Raw genomic sequence first — 22143 nt, forward strand, 5'->3', positions numbered from 1 at the left:
ATCCTTTTAAATCGCTCTGGTATAGAATGCCACAAAAATAGACGGCCATTTGTTGTGTAATTGTTATAAATCTGAGTACCGACAGATTTTAGAAATTACTGCCATGCAGTGTTACTGGTTGATGATGAAAATCAAAAATACGCTTTGCTTACATATCCTGATGGCGACCCTGGCCATTTTGTTCCTGTGTGTTCACCCGCTGGTGACGAGCTTCGATCCGCCCCTCACCTTCCAGCCGCTGATTAAATCAATGGAGGGCACGCCGAAAGAACAAGCGGAAAAAATTGCGACTATTTCCCATGCCTTACAAGGTAATGCGATTTTCTTCATTGGCGCGTCTGAGGTTGCCACCTCAGAAGATGAACATTACGCTGTATATAATTACTTTAATAAGCAATTGCACACACCCGTTGTGGCGTATGGCGATGCGTTTGTCGATGACGAAACGCAGTTTTTACTGTTCTCGCGTTTTAAAAATAGCCTTAACGCAAACAGTAAAGTTGTTTTACTTCTGGCACCTGACAGCTTTTACTCAAAAGGGCTGCCACCGGCTATCTATGCCGATAATTTCCCCGGTTCTATTTTTAATCCGCTGATGAAGGACCCGCAGGCGCGCCCGCTGCTGGTTAATTATTTAAAGCATATTAATAGTAAAGAGATAAGCCATTTAACCTTTGGCCAAATGCGCGTCTTTGGCTGGCACCCCGATCTGATGTGGGACGAGCTGAGCTTCCAGTTTGCGAACGTCTGCACAATGATAAAAAACGACTGGCTGGCGCTGCTCAACGTCACGCCCCAGACGGTACAACCGTGGCCGCAGCAGCCCACCGCCCACATTACCCCTGACTGGGATAAAGAGCTGGCGAACGCGCGCGAGTTAAATAAAAAACGCCAGCAGAGCGCAGCCACGCTGTGGATGGACAAAACGATTTACGAAGAGGACGGTAAGCCGCAACAGTGGGATGACACGCCGGTCGTGCCTGCGCAAATCGCCGCGTTCAGTAAAACCGTCCAGCTGCTGAAGGAACGTCACGTGCAGGTAATTGCTATCGTCGACCCGGTTAACCCCTGGGCGCTTTACAATACCGATACCTTCCGCCCGGTTGATAAGCAAATTAAAACCATTCTGGAAAAGAACCAGATCCCTTATTTAGATATGTACGCCATGCCTTATCAGAATGGCTGGAACTGGGATCGTTTGCACCCTTCCGAACTGGCCTGGGTTCCTATGATTCGCTTTATTGCACAGAGCTTTAAATAATGAAAATCGCGATCCGTCTTTTTTTCCTTTATCTCCTGCTGGCGATCACTATCGTCGCGTGGACCTCTGTCGATGACAGCATGAGTATGCAGCTGCATTTTGAATATCAAAAGTTCTGAGGCCGAATGATGTATAGCTCAGGAATGTTTTTTGTCTATTTGTTTTCATCCGCTCTGGTGTTTGCGCTGGTCAATCGCGTATTACGTCATCGCCTGACTTATTTATCGGCCTTATCTGTCCTGGCTGCATTAGGCTGGGGCTATATTTTTCAGGGTGATTACCGTGTTCCCGCGGTCGTTTTTATCAGTTTTTACCTTGTCGCCGCGTTAAAAGAAAAAGGATGGTTAAAAACCTGGCAAGCTATTGTATTAACGCTGCTTCCTTTATTTTTAGTGAAATTACACGTTAATCATCATCTCGGCATGATCGGCCTCTCTTTTATGACGTTCCGCGCAGTGGACGTGCTGCTCTATCGCAGTAAAAAAGAAGGCCAGAATTTCCTGCACTATTTCTGCTATCTGTTTATGCCCTTTATCATCCTGGCAGGCCCCATGTACCGCTGGCGGACATGGATGAGTGACGTCAGCAAGCCCGTGTTTGCCCTTAACCGTGAACAGTTTTTGGTCGCGTTAGAGCAAATCGTTACCGGCATTATCCAGAAGTTCCTGTTTGCCATGCTGGTTGATTCACTTGTCGTGCAGCCCTGGAACCATAAGCCGTTTACGCTGACCGTGGGCGTGGTGATGTCGATTGCCTATAGTGCCTACCTCTACTTTGATTTTGCGGGCTACAGCAATATGGCCATCGGTGCGGGCCGCCTGTTTGGGTTGAACATTCCGGCAAACTTCAATATGCCCCTTCTGGCAAAGAACCCGCAGGACTTCTGGCGCCGCTTCCACATCAGTTTGTCTGAATGGCTGCGCGATGTAGTCTTTATGCCCGTCTATATGAACCTGATGAAGTTCAACTTTTTCCGTCAGAACAAAACGCTGGCGCAAAATATCGGTATTTTTTGCACCCTGTTCTGCATGGGGGCATGGAATGGCCTGGAACGCCATTACGTCATCAGCGGCGCGCTGTTTGGCGCGATTTCCGTTACTCATAACATGCTGCTGTGGTCAGCCAAGCGCAGCCCGGCATTGCACCGCGGTTTGCAGTATCCGGCCGTTGCGTTTTTAGGGAGAATTCTGACGCTGGGAAGCGCCGCGGGATCCCTTTACATCTTTAGTGGAATGTCACCTCTATGAAAAATCACTCCGATCTTCAGGAACTGCAGGATTTCTTACGTGCGGCATTATGCGATCCCGCCTCCCCGCAGCAACTGGCCATCAGCGGCAGCGACGAAGCCTTAAGCTGGCTACAGCTTTCTGCTGCCGTGACGGACTGGGCACAGCGCTATCAGCGTTGCCAGCCTGTTGCCGGTACGCCGGTCGTCTTGTACGGACACCAGCAGGCCGAGTTCGCCGTGGCGATTTATAGCTGTCTGCTGCACAACATTCCGTACATCCCGGTGGACTGCATCTACCCACAGGAGCGCCTGCGGGAGATCTGCCATCTGGCCAATGCCCCTTACTATTACGACGTTGCGACCCGGCAGTTCATCGCCACGGGTGAACCGGGCAAGGTGCTGGAGGAGCAGGATCTGGCCTATATCATGTTTACCTCAGGCAGCACCGGCAAGCCTAAAGGGGTGCAGATTGGGCGTGAAAGCGTATGGCACTTCATGAAATGGGTCAGTCAGGACTTTTCGCTGCCGGAAAAACCGGTGCTGATGAACCACGCGGTGTTCAGTTTTGACCTCTCCCTGATCCCTTTGCTAGCGAATCTGGCGATGGGCGGACACATTGTGCTGAACGCCAAAGACGATATTCAGAAAGAGAACTGGCTGGAGCGACTGAAAAGTAATGCGGTCTCCGCCTGGGTTTCCACCCCCTCTTTTGCATACCAGCAGCTGCTTTCCCCGCAGTTCAACAGCGAGTATTTGCCTGCGCTCAACGTCTTTATCTTCATTGGTGAAGTGTTAAATAAGGCGCTGGTTAAACAGCTCCGCCGCCGTTTCCCGCAGGCCAAAATCATCAACTCCTATGGCCCAACGGAAGCGACCATCGCGACGACCGTGGTTGAAATCACGGATGAGATCCTGAACAGCGACAGCGCCGTGCTGCCGGTGGGGGTCATGATGCCTGAGAGCAGAATGGAAATTTCCTCTGAGGGCGAGCTGATTATCTGGGGTAAAAACGTCATGCGCGGCTACCTCGGCCTGCCGCAGGAGAATGCAGAAAAATTACTCCGTCGGGAAAATGAAGCATTTCGCGGCTACCGGACAGGCGATCTGGGCTATGAAGCGGGGCTTATCTATTGCCAGGGCCGCAACGATAGCCAGGTCAAACTGAATGGCTACCGTATTGAAATCAATGAGATTGAAAACCGCCTGCTGGCGATGTCCGGCATCAACGAAGCGGTGGTTCTGCCGCTGATGAAATCCTGCGGCAGCGTGCTGCGCATTGCCGCATTCTGCGTGACAGAGTTGGCGCCGGATACCATCAAAACGTCGCTGTCGAAGGTGGTTCCCCACTATATGGTGCCTTCACAAATTATCGTAAAAGACGCTTTGCCGCTGAATCCTAACGGCAAAATTGACCGCAAGCTGCTGGACGCTTACGCCCGCACAAATTAATGACCCCAGGAAAAATTATGGAACAAGAAATTCTCGCCCTGTTCGAAAAAGTGTTATCCCGCAAGGTGGGCTTTCACGATGAACTGATTGAATCCGACATTCTCGACTCCATTCTGGCGGTCGATATGGTCCTGGAGGTGCAGGACGTTTACGGCTGCATGATCCCGCCAACTGACGTGGCGACAGTGCTGAAAACCCCGGCGGACCTGGCCCGCTATATTGAAGAAAACCGTTAAACGCCCCTGCTGTTAATCCTGTCCTGAAGGCTCTGGCGCATCGCGCCAGAGCCCAGACGCAAAATGAATATCCATCACCGGAATTAAACCAACCGCTTTTGTGATTTCTCCTACACTTTAGGGGGCGTGTTGTTCTTAACAGAGGAGTCTGCGGTATGGCATTCGTAACCACGAAAGACGGCGTCAATATTTACTACAAAGACTGGGGCCCAAAAGAGGCCCAGCCTATTGTCTTCCACCACGGCTGGCCGTTGAGTGCCGATGACTGGGATAACCAGATGCTCTTCTTCCTTGCAGAAGGCTATCGCGTTATCGCTATCGATCGCCGCGGACATGGACGATCGGACCAGGTGAGTGAAGGCCACGATATGGATCATTATGCGGCCGATGCGTCAGCCGTGGTTGAAAGCCTGGATCTGCACAATGCCGTGCATGTCGGCCACTCCACCGGCGGCGGCCAGGTCGCCCGCTATGTTGCGCGGTATGGACAACCACAGGGGCGCGTCGCCAAAGCGGTGCTCGTCAGCGCCGTTCCCCCTCTGATGGTAAAAACCGAAACTAACCCCGGCGGCACGCCCATTGAGGTTTTCGACGGCTTCCGCAAAGCGCTGGCGGCTAACCGCGCCCAGTTTTACCTCGACGTTGCCAGCGGTCCTTTCTACGGCTTTAATCGGGATGGCGCGGACGTTTCGCAGGGGACGATCCAGAACTGGTGGCGTCAGGGGATGATCGGAAGCGCCAAGGCCCACTACGAGGGGATTAAGGCTTTTTCAGAGACCGACCAGACGGAAGATTTAAAAACCATTACGGTTCCCGTTCTGGTGTTGCAGGGCGATGACGATCAGGTCGTGCCGTATAAAAATGCTGCCCTGCTGCAGGACAAGCTGCTGGCGAACAGCGTGCTGAAAATTTATCCGGGCTTCCCGCACGGGATGCATACCACCCATGCGGATACCATCAACGCGGACATTCTGGCTTTTATTCGCTCATAACGCCGTGTTTCTTGCCGGGTGGCGCTGCGCTTACCCGGCCTACATTCCGCCACGATATCCCGTTCAATGCATCAACGCCACCCGAGGGTGGCGTTGTTTATTCTGCTCAGCGATTATCCAGCTGGGCGCGAACGTTGTTCAGCCCGGTGGTGTTGATTCGGTAAGGCTGCCCGTTCACGGAACGGATCAGCTTTTTGGTGCGGAGTTTTTTAAAGACGCTGAGCGTACAGTCGCTCAGCACCAGCCCTTCGCGGGTGTAGCACTCAACGGACGTGACGCGGCCAGAACTGTCGCGGACGTGCACAATACGTCCACCTTTGGCGAGAACGTGTAAGGTACGTTGTTCCTGACGGGATAAATTCATACTGGAAAACCTGTGTAATCATCATGCGTAAAAACGAGCCCACACCCGCAGGTGCGTGCGTAAGGTTTAAGCGCAGCGATAACCAGTCCGTCCTGAAAAGGGCGAGAAGCTGATTATCTGATGAAAACATTCTCCAGCATCAAAGCCTCGGTAAGAGATGAAAAGGCATTTACGGGGTGAATGATAACGCGAGTTTTTTACAGGGGAATAGCGGGAAGTTAAAAGTGTGAACGGGATCGGTCCGTAAAATCGTCTTTCGTCAATTTTACTGCCAGACTGAAACCCTTTACTGAACACCGACTGGAGCTCCTCTTATGCCTGATAACTATACCGTGGTTGAAACCGTCCCCACTGCAGAAGCGTTTTGCCGGCTGCGCGAGATCTCGGGTCTTAGCCCTCGCCCGCTGGAAGCGGCACAAAAAGCGCTGCCCGGCAGCTGCTATGGCATGCATATAGTGTTTCAGGGAAAACCGGTCGGTATGGGGCGCATCGTGGGGGATGGTGCGTTGAATTTTGATATTGTCGACGTCGCGGTTGATCCGCTTCATCAGGGGAAAGGGCTGGGCAGAATCATTATGGAAACGCTTGTTGCCTGGCTGGATAACCACGCCTGTAAAGGAGCGTACGTTTGCTTAATGGCGGATGTTCCTGAGCTTTATGCAAAATTTGGTTTTACGCTCGTTCGCCCGGCAAGCGAAGGGATGGCCAGAGTCTGGTGAAGGGCAAATCCGCGTTAAGACAAAAATAAAAACCCCAGGTTAACGAGTAACCTGGGGTTTATATCTGGCGGAAGCGCAGAGATTCGAACTCTGGAACCCTTTCGGGTCGCCGGTTTTCAAGACCGGTGCCTTCAACCGCTCGGCCACACTTCCTAAGTGAGGCGAACTATAAACACCTCACCGCGTGCTGTAAAGAGTGGTGGCACTCGTTCGCTGTAAAAATAGTCAAAACGTGTTTAATCGGTTGAACTGACAACACATCGACGATTTTATCAGCACAGGCCTAGTGTTTTTTGATGTACATGTCTTTCGTGTAATAGTACCCCAGCTTATCCGGCGTAAATCCACCGACCCACGGTTTAACCAGGTGCGTTCGGACGTAGTGATAAACCGGAATGGCGGGCACATCGCGTCCCAGCAGATCTTCCGCCTGCTGGTAGAACTTACCCCGCTCTTCCGTTGTTTTGGCTTTTGCGGCATTCACCAGCGCCTGGTCATATTCCGGATTGCTGTACTGGCTGGTGTTTTCGCTGTCGCCGGTGCGGAAGGTGTTCAGGAAGGTCGCCGCATCGTCGTAATCGGCAATCCACGCGTAACGCACCGCGTCAAAGTTGTGGGTGTGCATGGTATCCAGCATGGTTTTCCACTCCTGATTTTGCAGCTTCGCCTCCACGCCGAGGTTCTTTTTCCACATGGAACTGGCCGCAATCGCGATACGCTGGTGCGATTCAGAAGTGTTATAGAGCAGGTTAAAGCTCAGAGGGTGGCTTTCGTTGTACCCAGCCTCGTTGAGAAGTTTTTTCGCCTCCGCGATGCGCTTGTCCAGCGGCCAGCTGGCGTAATCCGGGTTCTGGAGCTTAACGCCGCCAATATCCGGCTGGCTGATGAGCCACGCCGGGCGCTGCCCCTGCCCTAATACTTTTCCGGCAATGATGTCTTTATCGAGCGCCATGTTCAGCGCCTTGCGCACGCGCGCGTCGTTGAACGGCGGACGGGTGGTATTGAATTCGTAGTAATAGGTCGCAAGCTGAGGTGAAACGTCAAGTTGGCTGCCCAGGGTTTTCTTGAGCTGGGCAAACTGGTTAATCGGCACCGTGTAGACAATGTCAATTTCGCCCGCTTTATAGCGGTTCACATCTGCGGCCTCGGAGGTGATAGGCAGATACGTCACCTTGTTAATCACGGTATGGTCATTATCCCAGTAGCGCGGGTTGCGCTCCGCCACAATGCGTTCGTTGACCACCCACTGCGACAGCTTATACGCCCCGCTGGTGACGATATGTTCAGGCTTGGTCCACTTGTCGCCAAAGCGGCCAATCAGCACTTTGTCCACCGGCACCAGTGACGGGTGCGCCAGCATGGCCAGGAATGCCGCATTAGGCTGCGTCAAAGTGACTTCCAGCGTGGTGTCGTTTATCGCTTTCACGCCCAGCGTATCGGGGGCTTTTTTCCCCTGCGCAATATCCGCACCATTCACAATGTGCATGTTGCCTGGATAGCTGGCATACGGAGAAGCGGTTTTAGGATCAACCAGACGCTGCCAGCTCCAGACTACATCTTCCGCGGTGATGGCAGTGCCGTCGCTCCAGGTGATGCCCGGGCGCAAATGGAACGTCCAGACGGTGTTGTCCTTGTTCTCCCATTTTTCCGCCAGTCGGGGCTGAATGTCCCCCGTCGGGGAGACACTGACCAGCCCATCGAATAAATCGCTGATAATATTGAATTCGACGTCGCTTTCGACTTTATGCGGGTCGAGCGAGGCCGGCTCATTACCGTTGTTCCTGACCAGTTCCTGCTTCTCTGCCAATTGGGTTCCTGCCGGCACGTTAGCCGCCCAGGCAGCCGTGCTGGCGCACAGGATCCCTGCGGTTAACAAAGAGAGTGTAAAGTTCGTGCGTGTTTGTGGTTTCATTTCCTTCGCCTTATTGTCTGTTTTATGACGATCCGGAAATAACTCTTAGCGTTCGAATGGTAATAACGCAATATTTTTCAGTAACCTATAAGAGCTTGATCTGGTAAATTGTCGCAAACCGCTGTTCATACTGGTGAAACGCACTTCTGCAGAATAAATAACCACCTCCAGCACTAACGTGCTGAGTAAAGATGGGTAAAACCACTTTGAGACTGGCGCCCCGTTTCCTATTCTTTCCGCTAATTACATCTGTCATAAGAGAGTGACTCATGGATCGTATAATTACTTCTTCGCGCGACCGCACATCGCTACTCAGTACCCACAAGGTGCTGCGCAATACCTATTTCATGCTTAGCCTGACGCTGGCATTTTCGGCGATCACCGCCACCGCCAGCACCGTGCTGATGCTGCCGTCTCCGGGGCTGATCCTGACCCTGGTGGGCATGTATGGTCTGATGTTCCTGACCTACAAAACCGCTGACAAACCGGTCGGTATTCTGTCTGCGTTTGCCTTCACCGGCTTCCTGGGCTACATCCTGGGGCCGATGCTGAACGCATATCTGTCTGCCGGTATGGGTGACCTTATCGGCATGGCGCTGGGCGGTACCGCGCTGGTGTTCTTCTGCTGCTCGGCCTACGTGCTGACCACGCGTAAGGACATGTCCTTCCTCGGCGGTATGCTGATGGCGGGTGTGGTAGTTGTGCTGGTGGGTATGGTGGCAAACATCTTCCTGCAGCTGCCTGCCCTGCATCTGGCGATCAGCGCCGTGTTTATTCTGATTTCTTCCGGCGCGATCCTGTTTGAAACCAGCAACATCATTCGCGGCGGTGAGACGAACTATATCCGCGCCACCGTGAGCCTCTATGTGTCGCTGTACAACATCTTCGTCAGCCTGTTGAGCATCCTGGGCTTCGCCAGTCGGGATTAAGCACAACGGATATGAAAAAGGAGAATGCCCCGGCATTCTCCTTTTTTTATGCCCTACTCACCCCGGCAAATATAGGTCGGATAGCGCCGGTCCTGAATCAGCCACACGGAAGGCGAGAGTTCAGAGATCGTGAGGTAGTAGCGTGCAGTCGGACTGGCAAAGCTCCCCCACTGGGCGTCAGGCGTATTGTCGTTGTGTCGACGCCAGGTTTCAGTGTAGCTCAATACAATGACGTTATCATCGTCCCGCTGCTGCCAGGTAAAGTCCACGTCCCTGTCAACGATCAGATTTTGCCCGTCAGCCCTTGCCGCGCCTTTATAGGTGGTCACTCCGGTACCGTCCCGATGAAAATAGAACTGGGCAACGGTATTGACCTTCACTTCGCTGGTTTTTCCCTCATTGCGCGTAAAGTTAAATTCGGTGCTACAGGCCAGCACATCCTTTTTAAACACACAGCCGGAATAGTAAAACAGCGCCAGGGCACTGCCGACCAACACACCACCCAGACCAAAGAGAAGTTTTATTTTCATATTTGGGCCCCGCTTTTATAACGGATGGTTTTGCACAGGCTGGATTTACTGACCGGGCAGGCGCCAATGAACACCTCATCTGCGGCGGCAATAGAAAAACGGGCGCTGAAATAATAAATGTCGTACTCCTCACGTTCGCACGCCACGTTATTGGCCGCCAGCTGCGCCGCTAATTTCGATAACACCAGCGGTCTTCCGTGATCGTTGATAATCCAGAGACGACAACGCGCGATTTTCTCCTTAACCGGCATGAGTTTCGCCGGGACGAATATCCCCTGCTGCCGGCTAAAGTAGAAGCTCGCCCCCAATGCAGCAATAATCAATATGGCCGGAATCCCCCACCTTTTCAGGGAAGCGCGCTGAGGCTTTTCCACTTGCGGTGCAGACGGAGGCTGCGGATCAGCGGGTTGAATACTCTCTCCGGGCTGAAAAATCACATCGGCCTCAAAACGAAACCCATAACGGGGTACGGTTACGATAAATTCGTACCCCTCTCCCAGTGCCTGGAAGCTTTTACGTAATTCGCTCACCGCTTTATTGAGATTATTTCCCGATGGCGTAAAGCCAAACTCCTCCCACACGCGGGTAATCAATTCCTCCCGACTCAGGTCATGCCCTTTGTGTTTAATAAATTCCTGTAAGAGGCGAACGGCGGGTGCCGAAAGCGTTAATACAGATTCCGGTTGTCCAACAAGACTTATTGCATGTGCTTCAGGATCAAATAACAACGAATTATTGCATATAAAAAACATCTTTTATTCTCGGCTGTTACCGCATGCTTTTTAATCCCTGGTACATCGACATGAAAACCCTCTCCTGACTTGCTTATTTTCTCATCAGAAGGAATTTTCTCCCCATCCCTGGTCGCGGTATTTTCGCTTAACTATACAACCTTAAAGCCAGAAAATCAGGATAAAAAACTGTATATAACGAGTTAATTAATACAAATTTTCACAAACCGCTGTTCTGGTTAAAGTTTCCCTGCCCTGAAGCGATACGAAAGCAGACGGTGTCCTGGTGTTAACGCGCCGCCTTTAAACTCAGAGCAGGCAGACTTGATTGTGAAACAGAAAAAAAGAGTGAGCGTCACAACCGCCCTTTATGTCGCCGCGCTGTCACTGCCATTTTTCCCGGAAATGGCACTGGCCAATATGAGCGTGTATCCCATGGAACTTAACGTAGATAAGTCCGGTGCGGCGCAAATTAAGGTGGCGTCAAAAACGGATGATATTCAGTTCATTCGGGTGAGGCAAAAGAAAATTCTTAATCCCGGCACGGCCCTGGAAAAAGAAATTGATGTGGCGTCGTGGAAAGAGGGTGGCGTTGTTGTCACGCCGGAAAAATTCGCCCTTGCGGCAGGCGCAATGCGCGTGGTTCGCCTGGTATCGCTTACGCCCCCGGAAAAAGAGACGACCTGGCGCGTCTATTTTGAAGGGGTCAAGCAGCCTGACAGCATTATTCCGGGCAAGGCAGAAAGCCCTGCTGCGACGGCAAGACTGGGCGTCAATGTGATCTGGGGTGCCCTGATCCATCTCGCACCGAAAAAAAGCGTGGTTGCGCTGTCAATTGACCCTCAGAGGGGAACGTTAAAAAACAGCGGCACGTTGCGCGTGCCGCTCAGAGAGATCGGTATTTGTGATGCGGATTCGTCGTGCAGATGGATTAAAGAAGACGCGACGATTTATCCGGACACCGAACGGAAATTAAAAACGCTCTCGAAGGTACAAGGCCAGAAATATAAATTCCGCTACTTCAACTGGCTGAATAAAACCGCTGAAGAAGCTGATTTACCCGTCGTGCAATAACACGACGTTACCGTAAAGACCCAAAGGGTTTGTTTAAAGAGCCAGGGTGCTCATTTGTAAATATGGAGATATCAATGCGTAAGTATTTTAAACCTCTGATGATTGTTGCCGCGATGACCACGTCCGTTAGCGCGCTGGCGATTCAAAAAGATATTACCGTCAACGCCAGCGTTGATTCACAGCTGGATATGACCCAGGCCGATAACACACCGCTGCCGGCAAGCATCGATATGCAGTACCTGCCTGGCCGTGGCCTGGAAAGCTACCGCCTGAATACCAAGGTGTGGTCTAACTCCGCGACCAGCAACGTAAAAGTCCGTCTGGTTAGCGCCGCGAAGCTGGCGAATGCTGACGGTGCTGAGACCATCCCAATGACGGTGATTCTGGGTGATAAAACCCTCTCTACCGCAGATGTGGAATATACAGGCGCCGAACTGTTCCCGGGGAGCATTGAAAACGGTTCAGCGGTACTGCCGCTGACCATTTCCCAGACCACCAAAGGCATTCTGAAAACCGGTCAGTACAGCGGCGTTGTCAGCCTGATGCTGACGCAGGCGACGACCACGGAAGGCGGTGCGTAACACCACTGCACCTAAGGAATAACGTCAGAGGGTGCTCACCCTCTGACGTCAGGATGATGTCGAGGCTCGTTCATGGCGTTTCACAGAAATACCCTCCTCTTTGTTGCTTTGTTACCCGCTTCCATCCAACTCGCCTGCGCCGGAATGGCCGTCCCGCCAGGTTTTGAAGATCTGGCGAAGACGCAGCGCCTGTGGACAGAGGTGAACCTCTATGGCGAGGCGCTTGGCCTTTTTGAAACGGATATCACGCTTGAAACGGTCAGCTTTGTCGCACCTGAAACCGTGGTAGCGGCCATCAAACGCCGGTTTAATGACGACCCATCGCTTGTTGCCACCGTGTCTGCCGCGCTGGCTGTTCCGCTTGCCCGTAACGGCAACCTGGCCTGTAACAGCAACGGCTCCGCAACGGGCTGTGATTACATCGATACCGACCGTGCGGCCATTATTTATGACGAGAATAACGCCCGCATTAACCTGTTCCTGGACAAGAAATTTCTGCCTAAGCAGACGGCAGAGAATCAATGGTATCAGCCTACTCAGGGCACCGAAAATGCGCTGATCCATCAGCAAAACATTAACTTCGTTGCCGACAGGGATTATCAGTCGGCAACCGTGCAGGGCAACGGCGCGCTGGCGCTCACGCAGGACGGCTATGCGAATCTCGACTGGACCTGGCTGGGGCAGCGTTCACGGCAGAAGCAGCTGCAGGAGGTCACCGTCAACAACGCCTGGTTTCGCCAGGATATCCTGCGTCAGTACTATGTTCAGCTGGGCGAGATGGATACCCGCGATCTGTTCAGTAACGCCGGTGGGAATATCAACCTCAGCCAGCTGCCGCTGGGCAAAATTCGCGGCCTGCGCACGGGTTCAACAAGGGCATGGATGAACCCGGTTCAGCAGTCGAAGGGAACCCCTGTGACCGTGCTTCTTTCCCATGACGCGCGTATCGACGCCCGCCGGGGCAATCAGCTGCTGGCGAGCTTTTATCTGAATGCCGGGGCGCAAACCCTGGACACGCGTTCGTTCCCGGACGGGAGCTACACCGTGACGCTCTCCATCTATGAAAATAACCGGCTGACGCGCACCGAGCAGGTGCCGTTTACCCGAACCGGCATTACGCCATTCGACCGCGTCGAGTGGTTCCTGCAGGCGGGCGAAACCGATAATAGCGATCAAAACGAAGAACGCCGCGCGGTTGCGCAGGCGGGCGTACGCCTGCCCGTCACCCCGACGCTGGCGCTGACCAGCGGCGCAACTTTCAAGAAAAACCAGCGTTTCCTGGAAAATGCGATCGACTGGAGCCGGGGCTTCAACGCGGGCCCGATCGATGGCGTGCTGAGTACCCGGTTTAGCTACCTCTACGGCAGCGAAGGCCAGCGCGGCAATATTCAGCAAATCAGCTACAACGACGGTTTTTCTTTGAGCGTCTATCGCAACGCGTTATCCGCTGAAAACTGCACCACCCAAAGCGCGGGATTTGACGCCGTGAACGGCTGTTATCGCACCCTCTCGGTGATGTTCTCCGTCCCGGTCGGCGCCTGGTATGCGAGCCTGGGGTATTCGGATAACCGCAACGAAGGCCGGTACGTTTCACGCCGTGAGCTCCCGGACAGCGACGATCGCCACGATGCGGGTCTGCCGTGGGAATCGGTCTATATGACCCGCACGCGCACGCGGGCCTGGCAGGGAGGCCTGAGCAACGCCTTCAGTACCCATGGCCTGAACATTAACAGCAGCATTAACCTGTTTATGCGTAACGATGACTCCCGCGACGGCAGGGATAAAGGCGGCTACCTGAGCGTGAGCCTGTCCATGGCGCATAACCGTCAGGGTGATGCGTCAAGCTACACCTCTCTGGGCGCAACGTGGCAGCACCAGCAGCGTGAAAAAAACCAGCTGAGCTACAGTGTGGCGCATAACTGGTATGCCGATGCCCGCGGTGAAAATGAGTATGGCCTCAGCGCGTCGGGCATTAACAGCGACTCGCTGAATACCTCAGCCTATACGCGCCAGGGCGGACGATATGGCAACGGAAGCCTGACGGTCAGCGATGCCTGGGATCGACAGGATCGGCGCCATACGCTGAGCAGCAGCGGTAACTACAGCTCAACGCTCGCGCTGTCCCGTTCTGGCCTGTGGCTGGGCCGCTGGAGCGACGGTCGCCCTGCTTCCGCCGTCGCGGTGAACGTGGCCACGCCGGAAGATGCTCAGGATCCGCGCGTCGCCGTATCGCTGGATAATAGCGGCAGTGCAGACATTCCGGGCAATAGCCGCGCCCTCTTCGCGGTACCGGGCTATCAGCAGACGACGTTGACGATTAACGAATCGCTGGACGTCTCCCGGGGAGCCAGCAGTGAAATCACGCAAGGGTCAGGCAGCAGAACGCTGTTTATGGTGCCAGGCAAACTGCTGCGCCGGGACGTGCAAACTACCGCAAGCTACACCTGGCTTGGCCAGTTAACCGACGAGCGCCATTCGCCGTTTATCGGCGGCGTGCCGCTGAACGTGAACGGCTGGAGCGACCTTGGCAATGGCGGGTTTAGCGCGCAAAGCGACGCCCTGCTGCATAACCTCTACCTGGTGCGTCAGCAGCAATTTTATCAGTGCGCGCTGAACGTGAAGAGCATGCGCGACGTCGTGCGTTACGTCGGTTCGATTCCCTGTAAGGAATTAACCTTCTCCGCCCTGCCGGATGCAGTCCAGCAGCAGGCGCAGCTGATGCTGGCCGGACGGTCGGTCCCTGCTGGCCCGACTGCCATGAATACCGATAGCCTCACTAAAGGGAAATGATGTGATTAAACGCCTCTTTATTTTACTGCTGTTAAGCCTGTGGGCCGGCCAGACGCTGGCGGGCGCCCCCGCGGGACGTAACTCCAGCGTTGGGATCAGCTTCGATCGTATGGCACCGCCTGCGCGTTTTGACATCTGGTTTCATGAATCGGGCGGTTATGACCCCGCCGATCCGCAAAAGTGGGGGCGTAATACCCTGACCTGTGAGTCCCGGACTGACACCACGAACGGGGCCTGCATGAACGCCCCGGTCTGGTGGAAACCAGAGGCGTCTAATGCCATCAATTTACGATTTACACATTCGCTCACCAGCAAGACGGTGGATATCAAGGTGTTTGCCGATCACTATATGTTTATCAACAACATAGTACATACTTTCGCCAGTTTTGTGACTGCGGGATCGCACACAATCGCTGACTGGAACAGGGAGCCCTACTTCGATTTCTATATCGTTAAAAGCGAACTCGATAAGCTCACCCAACCGGGGATCTGGACAGCAACGCTGAAGCTGAACCTGCGTGAATGGGGAACAGCCAACTGCAGTGGGAACTTCAATGACGTGAATGTCGGCTGTCCGGGCTATCTCACCCTCGCCAAATGGCAGGCCAATATTCGCATTGAGGTGGTCGACCCGGGAAACCAGCAGATTTATCTGCCGGCCTTTCCGCACTCCACGCCCATCGTTAACCTCAACCTGACCAACTTCCCGGGGCGCCCCGGGGGCAGCGAGATCCAGGGGGAAAACACGCTGGATATGTGCCTGTACGACGGCAAAAACAGTACCAGCACCCGTGCCTATCTTCGCTTTGAGGACGACGGACTGACGTCAGCGGACCGTGCCGAAGGCACATTTTCTATCCGGCGGCGCGGCGGTAGCCAGACCGATGTGCGGGACCGTCTCGATTATCGGGTCTCCGTCACCAATCCAATCACAGGCGCAACCGAAACGGTCGCGAACGGTAAAACCCTGGTCTGGCAAGGCACAAACGATCCGCAGCATCTGCGTCAGGTCGTGCTGCCGGGCGGACGCGAGAGCGTACTGTGCATTCCTGCGCCGATTATCCTGAAAACGCCTGCGTTTGCCGCCAGCAGCAAAAACGCAGGCGACTATACCGGCACGCTGCGCGTTATCTATACGCCCAGCACGTTATAACGAGGTCACCGTGAGTTACGCCATTCTCGACAATAATCGATTTTACGCCGAAGGGTTGCGCTATGCGCTGCTGCGTCGGGGCGTCCAGCCAGAGGTCATAAGCGATACCGTACAATGGCAGCCAACGCTGCTTACCCGCCGCGTTGTGGTCGTCCGCTGCCGTTTTTCCGTGGCGGCGACGCATCAGGCGCTGATCAACATTTTGCTCAGGCTTGAAGCCGCCCGCTGGAAAGGCAGCCTTTATCTGGTCTGCAACGAAAAGGGGTGGGCGCTGGCGACGCATTTACGCAAGCGTTTCGGTACGCTAACGGTTTATATCATCGACGACAGGATCGCCGTTGCCGATGCGGCATATTTGCTGGCAAAAGAGCCCCGCCGCGTTCGAAGCCTGGACTGTTGCCTGACCGTTCCTGAATTCAACGTGCTCGATCTGATGCTGACCGGGTTGCCGGTCCGCCACATTGCCATCGTGACGCACATGTCGGAGAAACAGGTTTCAACCCATAAATGCAACGCGCTGAAGAAGCTCAATGCCAACAACCTGCTTCAGCTGCTCCTGTAGGTCACGGTTTATCCTGAGCCCGCTTTTTTGCTACACTGTCGCTGATTTTTTACCTACGACAGAAGATTATGTTCATTTTTGCAGGCCAGGAAATTGAGACCGATAGCGAAGGCTATCTGAAAGATACTACGCTCTGGAGCGAACCGCTGGCGGAGAAAATTGCGGAAAACGAAGGGATTACCCTCTCCCCCGAACACTGGGAGGTGGTGCGTTTTGTCCGCGAGTTTTACCTTGAATTCAACACCTCTCCGGCCATCCGCATGCTGGTCAAGGCGATGGCCAATAAGTTCGGTGAAGAGAAAGGCAACAGCCGCTATCTGTATCGTCTGTTCCCGAAAGGCCCGGCAAAACAGGCCACCAAAATTGCCGGCCTGCCAAAACCGGTGAAGTGCATTTAGTAGCGAATACCGAAGTTCATATATTCCCGCCCGGGCTGATGCGGTTCTGTTAAGACCTTATCAACCCGTGCGCTACGCGGCCCACCCGCTTTCAGCCACGCCACCAGCTTGTCGACCTGCTCCGCTTCGCCGCAGGCGACCACCTCAACGCTGCCGTCGTCCATGTTTCGCGCGTATCCCGTTAGCCCAAGCTGAACGGCCTCGCGCTGGGTGCTGTAGCGGAACCCCACGCCCTGAACAACGCCGTGAACCCAGGCAATGGTGCAGACTTTAGACATTCTTTTTCTCCTTAACGTAGCGTTTTCGGCAAACAGCCGTAGTGCTGCCGGAAACGGGCGGTGAAACGAGAGCTGGAAAGATACCCACATTGTAATGCGATTTCGCCGATCGGTAATCGGGTTGACTGTAGCTGTGATAAAGCAACGGCCATCCTCACCTCCTCCACAATCTGGCGAAAACTCTGTGACTCCTCGCGTAACCGCCTGCGCAGCGTCGGTACGCTTAAGGCCAGACGGCTGGCGACGTCCTGCGCGCTCCAGGCTCTGGCGGGCGACAGCATAATGAACTGCCGCACCTGCTCGGTCAGGTTACTGTGTCGCTCAATAAGCAGCGGACCTGCCACGCCGTCATGCAGCAAGGCCAGCAACAGACCGAAAGCCTGATGCTTTTGTAGCGCCTCCGGTAAATCCTGACGCACGGCGTGCAGCAGGTTATCCCACATAAACGCCAGCCCCTCGCTCAGCGGCGCGCAGAGCGAATGCAACGTCGTGCGCGGCCAGGATTTCAGGTAATGCGCTTTAAACTCGGCAACGATCTCCGGAGATAACATGAGCAAATCCGAGCGAAACATGCCGTTCGCGGGCTGATTGATAATCTCCATCACCGTATTGGCAGGGATAATAATGAGTTGATCCCGTGTCGCCTCCAGGCGGTTATCGTCCTGAACAATCACCTTACTGCCGTGAGTGATATGACAAATAGCCGGAAAGAAGAGTTTAACCTGGTGCAGGCGGTGCATTTTGCTGGCAGTCACTTCGCCCGCAGTAAGATGTTTATGTCGAAAATGGAACTCCTGCACCCTGTCATCCTTATCTGCTGTAGGTTGCTGTTAACTGAGCCTTTGCCAGAGTGTGACTATTAATCATAAAACCGACCAGCGCGCCGCTGGCATTTTTGTCGACGGGCAGTGTATCCACGTCCAGCGCCCAGACGGTAACCTGATAGCGGTGAGGCTTGTCCCCGGCAGGTGGACATGCGCCGCCGAATCCAGAATAGCCGAAATCATTGCGCCCCTGCACCACGCCGGCAGGTAATTTCTCGCCGTTCGGGTTACCGGCATCAGCGGGCAGCGTCATTGTATTCGCCGGTATATTGGCTACGGTCCAGTGCCACCAGCCACTGCCGGTGGGCGCATCAGGGTCATAGACCGTAACGGCAAAACTTTTTGTACCGGCGGGCGGATTTTTCCAGGCCAGTTGGGGAGAGGTATTCCCACCATGGCAGCCAAATCCCTCAAATACCTGCTGCTGCGCCAACCGCCGATCGCCGGAAATATCCCGGCTGGTCATGCTGAAAGACGTTGCTGCGAAAACCTGAAAACTCATTGCCGTCAGAGCGGCTATTGTGATGACACTGCGCTTTTTCATGGGTGCTTCCTCTGCTGAACTGGAGGCCCTACTGTAAAGCCTGCTGCAATGCCGTAATGTGCCTAAGCGATTCGATTTTGTGCCGAAACGCTCAACGGCATCCGCAGATGATTGCGCCTTGCTGAATGTGGTAATCTACGCGCCATTTCCCTGAAATCGACAGAACAGCAAATTATGAGTGTACGTTTAGTGTTAGCCAAAGGGCGCGAGAAATCATTACTGCGCCGTCATCCCTGGGTCTTTTCCGGCGCGGTTGCCCGTATGGAAGGCAAAGCCAGCCTCGGTGAAACCATTGATATCGTTGACCATCAGGGGAAATGGTTAGCGCGAGGCGCTTACTCGCCAGCGTCCCAGATCCGCGCGCGCGTCTGGACGTTTGATAAAGATGAAACCATCGACATCGACTTCTTTGTGCGTCGTCTTCAGCAGGCGCAGCAGTGGCGCGACTGGCTGGCAAAACGCGACGGGCTGGACAGCTACCGTCTGATTGCCGGTGAGTCCGACGGCCTGCCGGGCGTGACCATCGATCGCTTCGGTAACTTCCTTGTGCTGCAGCTCCTGAGCGCCGGAGCGGAATACCAGCGTGCCGCGCTGATTAGCGCGCTGCAAACGCTGTTCCCGCAGTGCGCCATCTATGACCGCAGCGACGTTGCTGTGCGCAAAAAAGAAGGTATGGAGCTGACTCAGGGGCCCGTAACGGGCGAACTGCCACCGGCCCTGCTGCCGATTGAAGAGCACGGCATGAAGCTGCTGGTGGATATTCAGGGCGGGCACAAAACCGGTTACTACCTCGACCAGCGCGACAGCCGTCTGGCTACGCGTCAGTACGTTGCCGACAAACGCGTGCTGAACTGCTTCTCCTATACCGGCGGTTTCGCCCTTTCGGCACTGATGGGCGGCTGTGCCCAAGTGGTCAGCGTGGACACCTCACAGGAAGCGCTCGACGTGGCAAAACAGAACGTCGAGCTGAATAAGCTGGATCTGAGCAAAGCGGAGTTTGTGCGTGATGACGTCTTCAAGCTGCTGCGTAAATATCGCGATCAGGGCGAAAAGTTCGACGTCATCGTGATGGATCCGCCAAAGTTTGTGGAAAACAAAAGCCAGCTGATGGGCGCGTGCCGTGGGTATAAAGATATCAACATGCTGGCTATCCAGCTGCTGAACCCGGGCGGGATTCTGCTCACCTTCTCTTGCTCAGGCCTGATGACCACAGATTTATTTCAGAAAATCATCGCCGATGCCGCAATAGATGCTGGCCGTGATGTACAATTTATAGAGCAGTTCCGTCAGGCAGCCGATCACCCCGTGATTGCTACCTACCCGGAAGGACTGTATCTGAAAGGGTTTGCCTGTCGCGTCATGTAACTTGAAAAGAGAAATATTGCCCGCACATAACGTGTAAGTCGTATTTCCCGGGAGGTGACTATGATTGCCAGCAAATTCGGTATCGGCCAGCAGGTCCGCCACACTTTGCTCGGGTATTTGGGTGTGGTCGTGGATATCGACCCGGAGTATTCCCTTGATGAACCATCAGCAGACGAGCTGGCGGTGAATGCAGAGCTTCGCGCCGCGCCCTGGTACCATGTGGTGATGGAAGGTGATGATGGACAGCCCGTTCACACCTATCTTGCCGAAGCGCAGCTGAGCAGCGAGCTGCAGGAAGAGCATCCGGAGCAACCCACAATGGATGAGCTTGCTCAGACTATCCGCAAACAGTTACAGGCTCCGCGCCTGCGGAACTAAGCGTGTAAAAAAAGCCCGATGAACGGGCTTTTTTTTATTATTTCGCCAGCCCCAGACGGGGGATGTCGATCGCCGGACAGCGATCCATGACGACGTTTAACCCCGCATCCCTCGCCAGCACCGCAGCCTGCTCATTAATCACGCCCAGCTGCATCCACAGCGTTTTCGCCCCGACGGCGATAGCGTCCTGCGCCACTTCCCACGCCGCCTCGGAATTTCGGAAGACATCAACCATATCAATTTTTTCCGGCACGTCAGCGAGCGTGGCATAACCCTGCTGGCCCAGTAAGGTTTTCCCCGCCACTTTTGGCGAGACCGGGATGACGTGGTAGCCCTGATCGAGAAGGTATTTCATCACCCGATAGCTTGGACGATCGGGTTTATCGCTCGCGCCCACCAGCGCAATGGTACGCGTGGATGTCAGAATCTCGGCAATATCGTTCTCTTTCATGGTTTTTCTCCTGGCTTTTTTAAAAGTGTACGCCAAACCGCACATCTCAACCATCCATCCCATACCGACGCATGAGGGCAAAACGGCGAAATATGTCTATATGTTAGTAAACATGATTCTCGAAAAATTTAGATACATTAATGCGGCGACAGGATTTCTGACGGGAGCCTTCTATGAAAACCGGTATTGCCACTGCTCTGATTGCGTTAGTGATGCCGGTCTGCGTTTTTGCTACCACGCTCCGGCTCTCTACCGATATTGATCTCCTTGTACTGGACGGAAAAAAGGTCTCCAGTTCGTTATTGCGCGGTGCGGACAGCATCGAGCTGGATAACGGGCCGCATCAGCTGGTATTCCGGGTGGAAAAATCGATCGGTCTGGCGAATCACGAGCAAAGGATGTATATCTCGCCGCCGCTGATCGTCAGCTTTAATACCCGGCAAATCAGTCAGGTGAACATTACCCTGCCTCGTCTTGAAACGGAGAAAGAATCGGCGGCCTTCGACGCGTCTCCCCGCATTGAACTGCTGGACGGGGATGCGATGCCGATTCCGGTGAAGCTGGATATTCTGGCGCTGACGACCTCACCAAAAGGTCCGGACTACGAGGCCGCGACCCAGACCTATAACAAAGCGGGTAAACGCGCGTCGCTTCCTCAGTTTGCTACCATGATGGCTGACGACAGTACGCTGCTTTCCGGCGTCTCTGAACTGGACGTCATTCCTCCCCAGTCCCAGACCCTGACGGAACAGCGCCTAAAATTCTGGTTCCAGCAGGCCGATCCCGACACGCGGGCCCGGTTTTTACAGTGGGCAAAACAACAACCTTCATCATAAGCCACATTTTTTACGCCTTTCTCTTGCAGCGTCAGACGGTTCCCGTCATCGTGTAGGCAGTTAACCTGATGGATATGATTATGGAACTGACAACACGCACGCTACCTGAACGCAAACACATTGCGCTGGTGGCGCACGATCACTGTAAACAAATGCTGCTTAACTGGGTTCGCCGCCATCAGTCTTCGCTGGAAAAGCACGCTCTGTCGGCGACCGGTACCACCGGTAACCTGATCCAGCGCGAAACGGGTCTGCAGGTGAATGCCATGCTGAGCGGCCCGATGGGCGGCGATCAGCAGGTCGGCGCGCAGATCTCCGAAGGGAAGATTGATGTGCTGATCTTCTTCTGGGACCCGCTGAACGCGGTTCCGCACGACCCGGATGTCAAAGCCCTGCTGCGTCTGGCGACGGTGTGGAATATTCCGGTGGCGACGAACCTGTCGACGGCGGATTTCATCATCGAATCGCCACAGTTTAACTCGCCGGTTGATATCCTTATTCCGGACTATCAGCGTTATCTTTCCGACAGATTGAAGTAGCTTTTTTGCCGGGTGGCGG

25 protein-coding genes and 1 tRNA gene are annotated in these 22143 nt (G+C 54.2%); 17 read left to right on the plus strand and 9 right to left on the minus strand.

Translation table 11 applies throughout. The annotated features are described in order from the left end of the window. The first annotated feature begins 124 nt into the window (after nucleotides 1-124). From BM007_RS05070 to BM007_RS05090, 5 genes are all read left to right on the plus strand, one after another. Complete coding sequence (locus tag BM007_RS05070) at nucleotides 125-1261, plus strand: D-alanyl-lipoteichoic acid biosynthesis protein DltD (protein WP_061715613.1); 1137 nt, start codon at nucleotides 125-127, stop codon at nucleotides 1259-1261. Nucleotides 1262-1389: 128 nt separating this feature from the next. Continuing rightward, nucleotides 1390-2508 carry an MBOAT family O-acyltransferase gene (locus tag BM007_RS05075; protein ID WP_090417478.1) on the plus strand — a complete coding sequence of 373 codons (1119 nt, stop codon included), beginning with the start codon at nucleotides 1390-1392 and terminating at the stop codon, nucleotides 2506-2508. Next, nucleotides 2505-3938: an AMP-binding protein gene (locus BM007_RS05080; protein ID WP_090417480.1), complete on the plus strand. Its 1434-nt coding sequence runs from the start codon at nucleotides 2505-2507 to the stop codon at nucleotides 3936-3938. Before BM007_RS05075 ends, BM007_RS05080 begins: the two co-directional genes overlap by 4 nt. Nucleotides 3939-3955: 17 nt before the next feature. Beyond that, nucleotides 3956-4174, plus strand: coding sequence for an acyl carrier protein (locus tag BM007_RS05085; RefSeq protein ID WP_008499867.1), 219 nt, complete (start codon nucleotides 3956-3958; stop codon nucleotides 4172-4174). Between the two features lie 155 nt (nucleotides 4175-4329). Beyond that, nucleotides 4330-5166: an alpha/beta fold hydrolase gene (locus tag BM007_RS05090; protein WP_046091808.1), complete on the plus strand. Its 837-nt coding sequence runs from the start codon at nucleotides 4330-4332 to the stop codon at nucleotides 5164-5166. A 106-nt stretch (nucleotides 5167-5272) separates the two neighbouring features. Here BM007_RS05090 and BM007_RS05095 read toward each other — a convergent pair whose 3' ends face one another. Then, nucleotides 5273-5530, minus strand: a complete 258-nt coding sequence (locus BM007_RS05095) for a YjhX family toxin (protein WP_021240841.1) — start codon at nucleotides 5528-5530, stop codon at nucleotides 5273-5275. Between the two features lie 314 nt (nucleotides 5531-5844). Here BM007_RS05095 and BM007_RS05100 point away from each other — a divergent pair, with 314 nt between their 5' ends. Continuing rightward, complete coding sequence (locus BM007_RS05100; RefSeq protein WP_024907748.1) at nucleotides 5845-6249, plus strand: GNAT family N-acetyltransferase; 405 nt, start codon at nucleotides 5845-5847, stop codon at nucleotides 6247-6249. A gap of 65 nt (nucleotides 6250-6314) precedes the next feature. On the opposite strand, the gene BM007_RS05105 is transcribed toward BM007_RS05100, so the two are convergent. Next, nucleotides 6315-6402 (minus strand) — tRNA-Ser (locus tag BM007_RS05105). A gap of 130 nt (nucleotides 6403-6532) precedes the next feature. Further along, on the minus strand, nucleotides 6533-8161 hold the full coding sequence (locus BM007_RS05110; protein WP_090417482.1) for an ABC transporter substrate-binding protein: 1629 nt from the start codon (nucleotides 8159-8161) through the stop codon (nucleotides 6533-6535). Between the two features lie 269 nt (nucleotides 8162-8430). Here BM007_RS05110 and yccA point away from each other — a divergent pair, with 269 nt between their 5' ends. Further along, on the plus strand, nucleotides 8431-9090 hold the full coding sequence (gene yccA / locus BM007_RS05120) for an FtsH protease modulator YccA (protein WP_023335168.1): 660 nt from the start codon (nucleotides 8431-8433) through the stop codon (nucleotides 9088-9090). A 53-nt stretch (nucleotides 9091-9143) separates the two neighbouring features. On the opposite strand, the gene BM007_RS05125 is transcribed toward yccA, so the two are convergent. Next, nucleotides 9144-9620: a hypothetical protein gene (locus BM007_RS05125; RefSeq protein ID WP_048991046.1), complete on the minus strand. Its 477-nt coding sequence runs from the start codon at nucleotides 9618-9620 to the stop codon at nucleotides 9144-9146. Then, nucleotides 9617-10372, minus strand: coding sequence for a winged helix-turn-helix domain-containing protein (locus BM007_RS05130; protein ID WP_090417486.1), 756 nt, complete (start codon nucleotides 10370-10372; stop codon nucleotides 9617-9619). Before BM007_RS05130 ends, BM007_RS05125 begins: the two co-directional genes overlap by 4 nt. Nucleotides 10373-10681: 309 nt before the next feature. Between BM007_RS05130 and BM007_RS05135 the strand changes: the two genes are divergently transcribed. The 6 genes from BM007_RS05135 (at nucleotide 10682) to tusE (ending at nucleotide 16909) form a co-directional block, all read left to right on the plus strand. Next, nucleotides 10682-11425 (plus strand): fimbrial protein, encoded by a 744-nt coding sequence (locus BM007_RS05135; RefSeq protein WP_048991051.1) that lies wholly within the window; start codon nucleotides 10682-10684, stop codon nucleotides 11423-11425. Between the two features lie 74 nt (nucleotides 11426-11499). Beyond that, a complete protein-coding gene (locus BM007_RS05140; protein ID WP_061715619.1) occupies nucleotides 11500-12006 on the plus strand; it encodes a CS1 type fimbrial major subunit in 507 nt (168 codons plus the stop codon). A 72-nt stretch (nucleotides 12007-12078) separates the two neighbouring features. Further along, complete coding sequence (locus BM007_RS05145; RefSeq protein ID WP_090417490.1) at nucleotides 12079-14796, plus strand: TcfC E-set like domain-containing protein; 2718 nt, start codon at nucleotides 12079-12081, stop codon at nucleotides 14794-14796. Nucleotide 14797: 1 nt separating this feature from the next. After that, nucleotides 14798-15949: a CfaE/CblD family pilus tip adhesin gene (locus BM007_RS05150; RefSeq protein ID WP_090417493.1), complete on the plus strand. Its 1152-nt coding sequence runs from the start codon at nucleotides 14798-14800 to the stop codon at nucleotides 15947-15949. Between the two features lie 10 nt (nucleotides 15950-15959). After that, nucleotides 15960-16511 carry a LuxR C-terminal-related transcriptional regulator gene (locus tag BM007_RS05155; RefSeq protein WP_090417494.1) on the plus strand — a complete coding sequence of 184 codons (552 nt, stop codon included), beginning with the start codon at nucleotides 15960-15962 and terminating at the stop codon, nucleotides 16509-16511. Between the two features lie 68 nt (nucleotides 16512-16579). Further along, on the plus strand, nucleotides 16580-16909 hold the full coding sequence (tusE, locus tag BM007_RS05160) for a sulfurtransferase TusE (protein ID WP_008499913.1): 330 nt from the start codon (nucleotides 16580-16582) through the stop codon (nucleotides 16907-16909). Here the strand turns inward: tusE and yccX are convergent. From yccX to BM007_RS05175, 3 genes are read right to left on the minus strand one after another with little or no spacing between them, the layout of a single operon-like run. Further along, nucleotides 16906-17187 (minus strand): acylphosphatase, encoded by a 282-nt coding sequence (gene yccX / locus BM007_RS05165; protein WP_024907755.1) that lies wholly within the window; start codon nucleotides 17185-17187, stop codon nucleotides 16906-16908. The two genes, tusE and yccX, sit on opposite strands and share 4 nt — an antisense overlap. An 11-nt stretch (nucleotides 17188-17198) precedes the next feature. After that, a complete protein-coding gene (locus tag BM007_RS05170; protein WP_032649118.1) occupies nucleotides 17199-17987 on the minus strand; it encodes an AraC family transcriptional regulator in 789 nt (262 codons plus the stop codon). Nucleotides 17988-17997: 10 nt separating this feature from the next. Then, the gene (locus BM007_RS05175) at nucleotides 17998-18555 is read right to left on the minus strand and encodes a kinase inhibitor (RefSeq protein ID WP_061715622.1); all 558 of its coding nucleotides are present in this window, start codon (nucleotides 18553-18555) and stop codon (nucleotides 17998-18000) included. 174 nt (nucleotides 18556-18729) lie between these two features. Here BM007_RS05175 and rlmI point away from each other — a divergent pair, with 174 nt between their 5' ends. Continuing rightward, complete coding sequence (gene rlmI / locus BM007_RS05180; RefSeq protein WP_090417497.1) at nucleotides 18730-19920, plus strand: 23S rRNA (cytosine(1962)-C(5))-methyltransferase RlmI; 1191 nt, start codon at nucleotides 18730-18732, stop codon at nucleotides 19918-19920. 60 nt (nucleotides 19921-19980) lie between these two features. Then, entirely contained in the window at nucleotides 19981-20298 is a 318-nt protein-coding gene (gene hspQ, locus BM007_RS05185) for a heat shock protein HspQ (protein ID WP_008499919.1), read from the plus strand. Nucleotides 20299-20335: 37 nt separating this feature from the next. Here hspQ and BM007_RS05190 read toward each other — a convergent pair whose 3' ends face one another. Then, nucleotides 20336-20749, minus strand: coding sequence for a CoA-binding protein (locus tag BM007_RS05190; RefSeq protein ID WP_008499920.1), 414 nt, complete (start codon nucleotides 20747-20749; stop codon nucleotides 20336-20338). Nucleotides 20750-20922: 173 nt separating this feature from the next. Between BM007_RS05190 and BM007_RS05200 the strand changes: the two genes are divergently transcribed. Continuing rightward, nucleotides 20923-21585, plus strand: a complete 663-nt coding sequence (locus BM007_RS05200; RefSeq protein WP_032638793.1) for a curli synthesis inhibitor — start codon at nucleotides 20923-20925, stop codon at nucleotides 21583-21585. Nucleotides 21586-21665: 80 nt separating this feature from the next. Further along, the gene (gene mgsA / locus BM007_RS05205) at nucleotides 21666-22124 is read left to right on the plus strand and encodes a methylglyoxal synthase (protein ID WP_023311034.1); all 459 of its coding nucleotides are present in this window, start codon (nucleotides 21666-21668) and stop codon (nucleotides 22122-22124) included. Nucleotides 22125-22143 lie beyond the last annotated feature (19 nt).

The sequence above is a fragment of the Enterobacter sp. NFIX59 genome (genome assembly GCF_900113755.1).
Taxonomy (GTDB): domain Bacteria; phylum Pseudomonadota; class Gammaproteobacteria; order Enterobacterales; family Enterobacteriaceae; genus Enterobacter; species Enterobacter pseudoroggenkampii.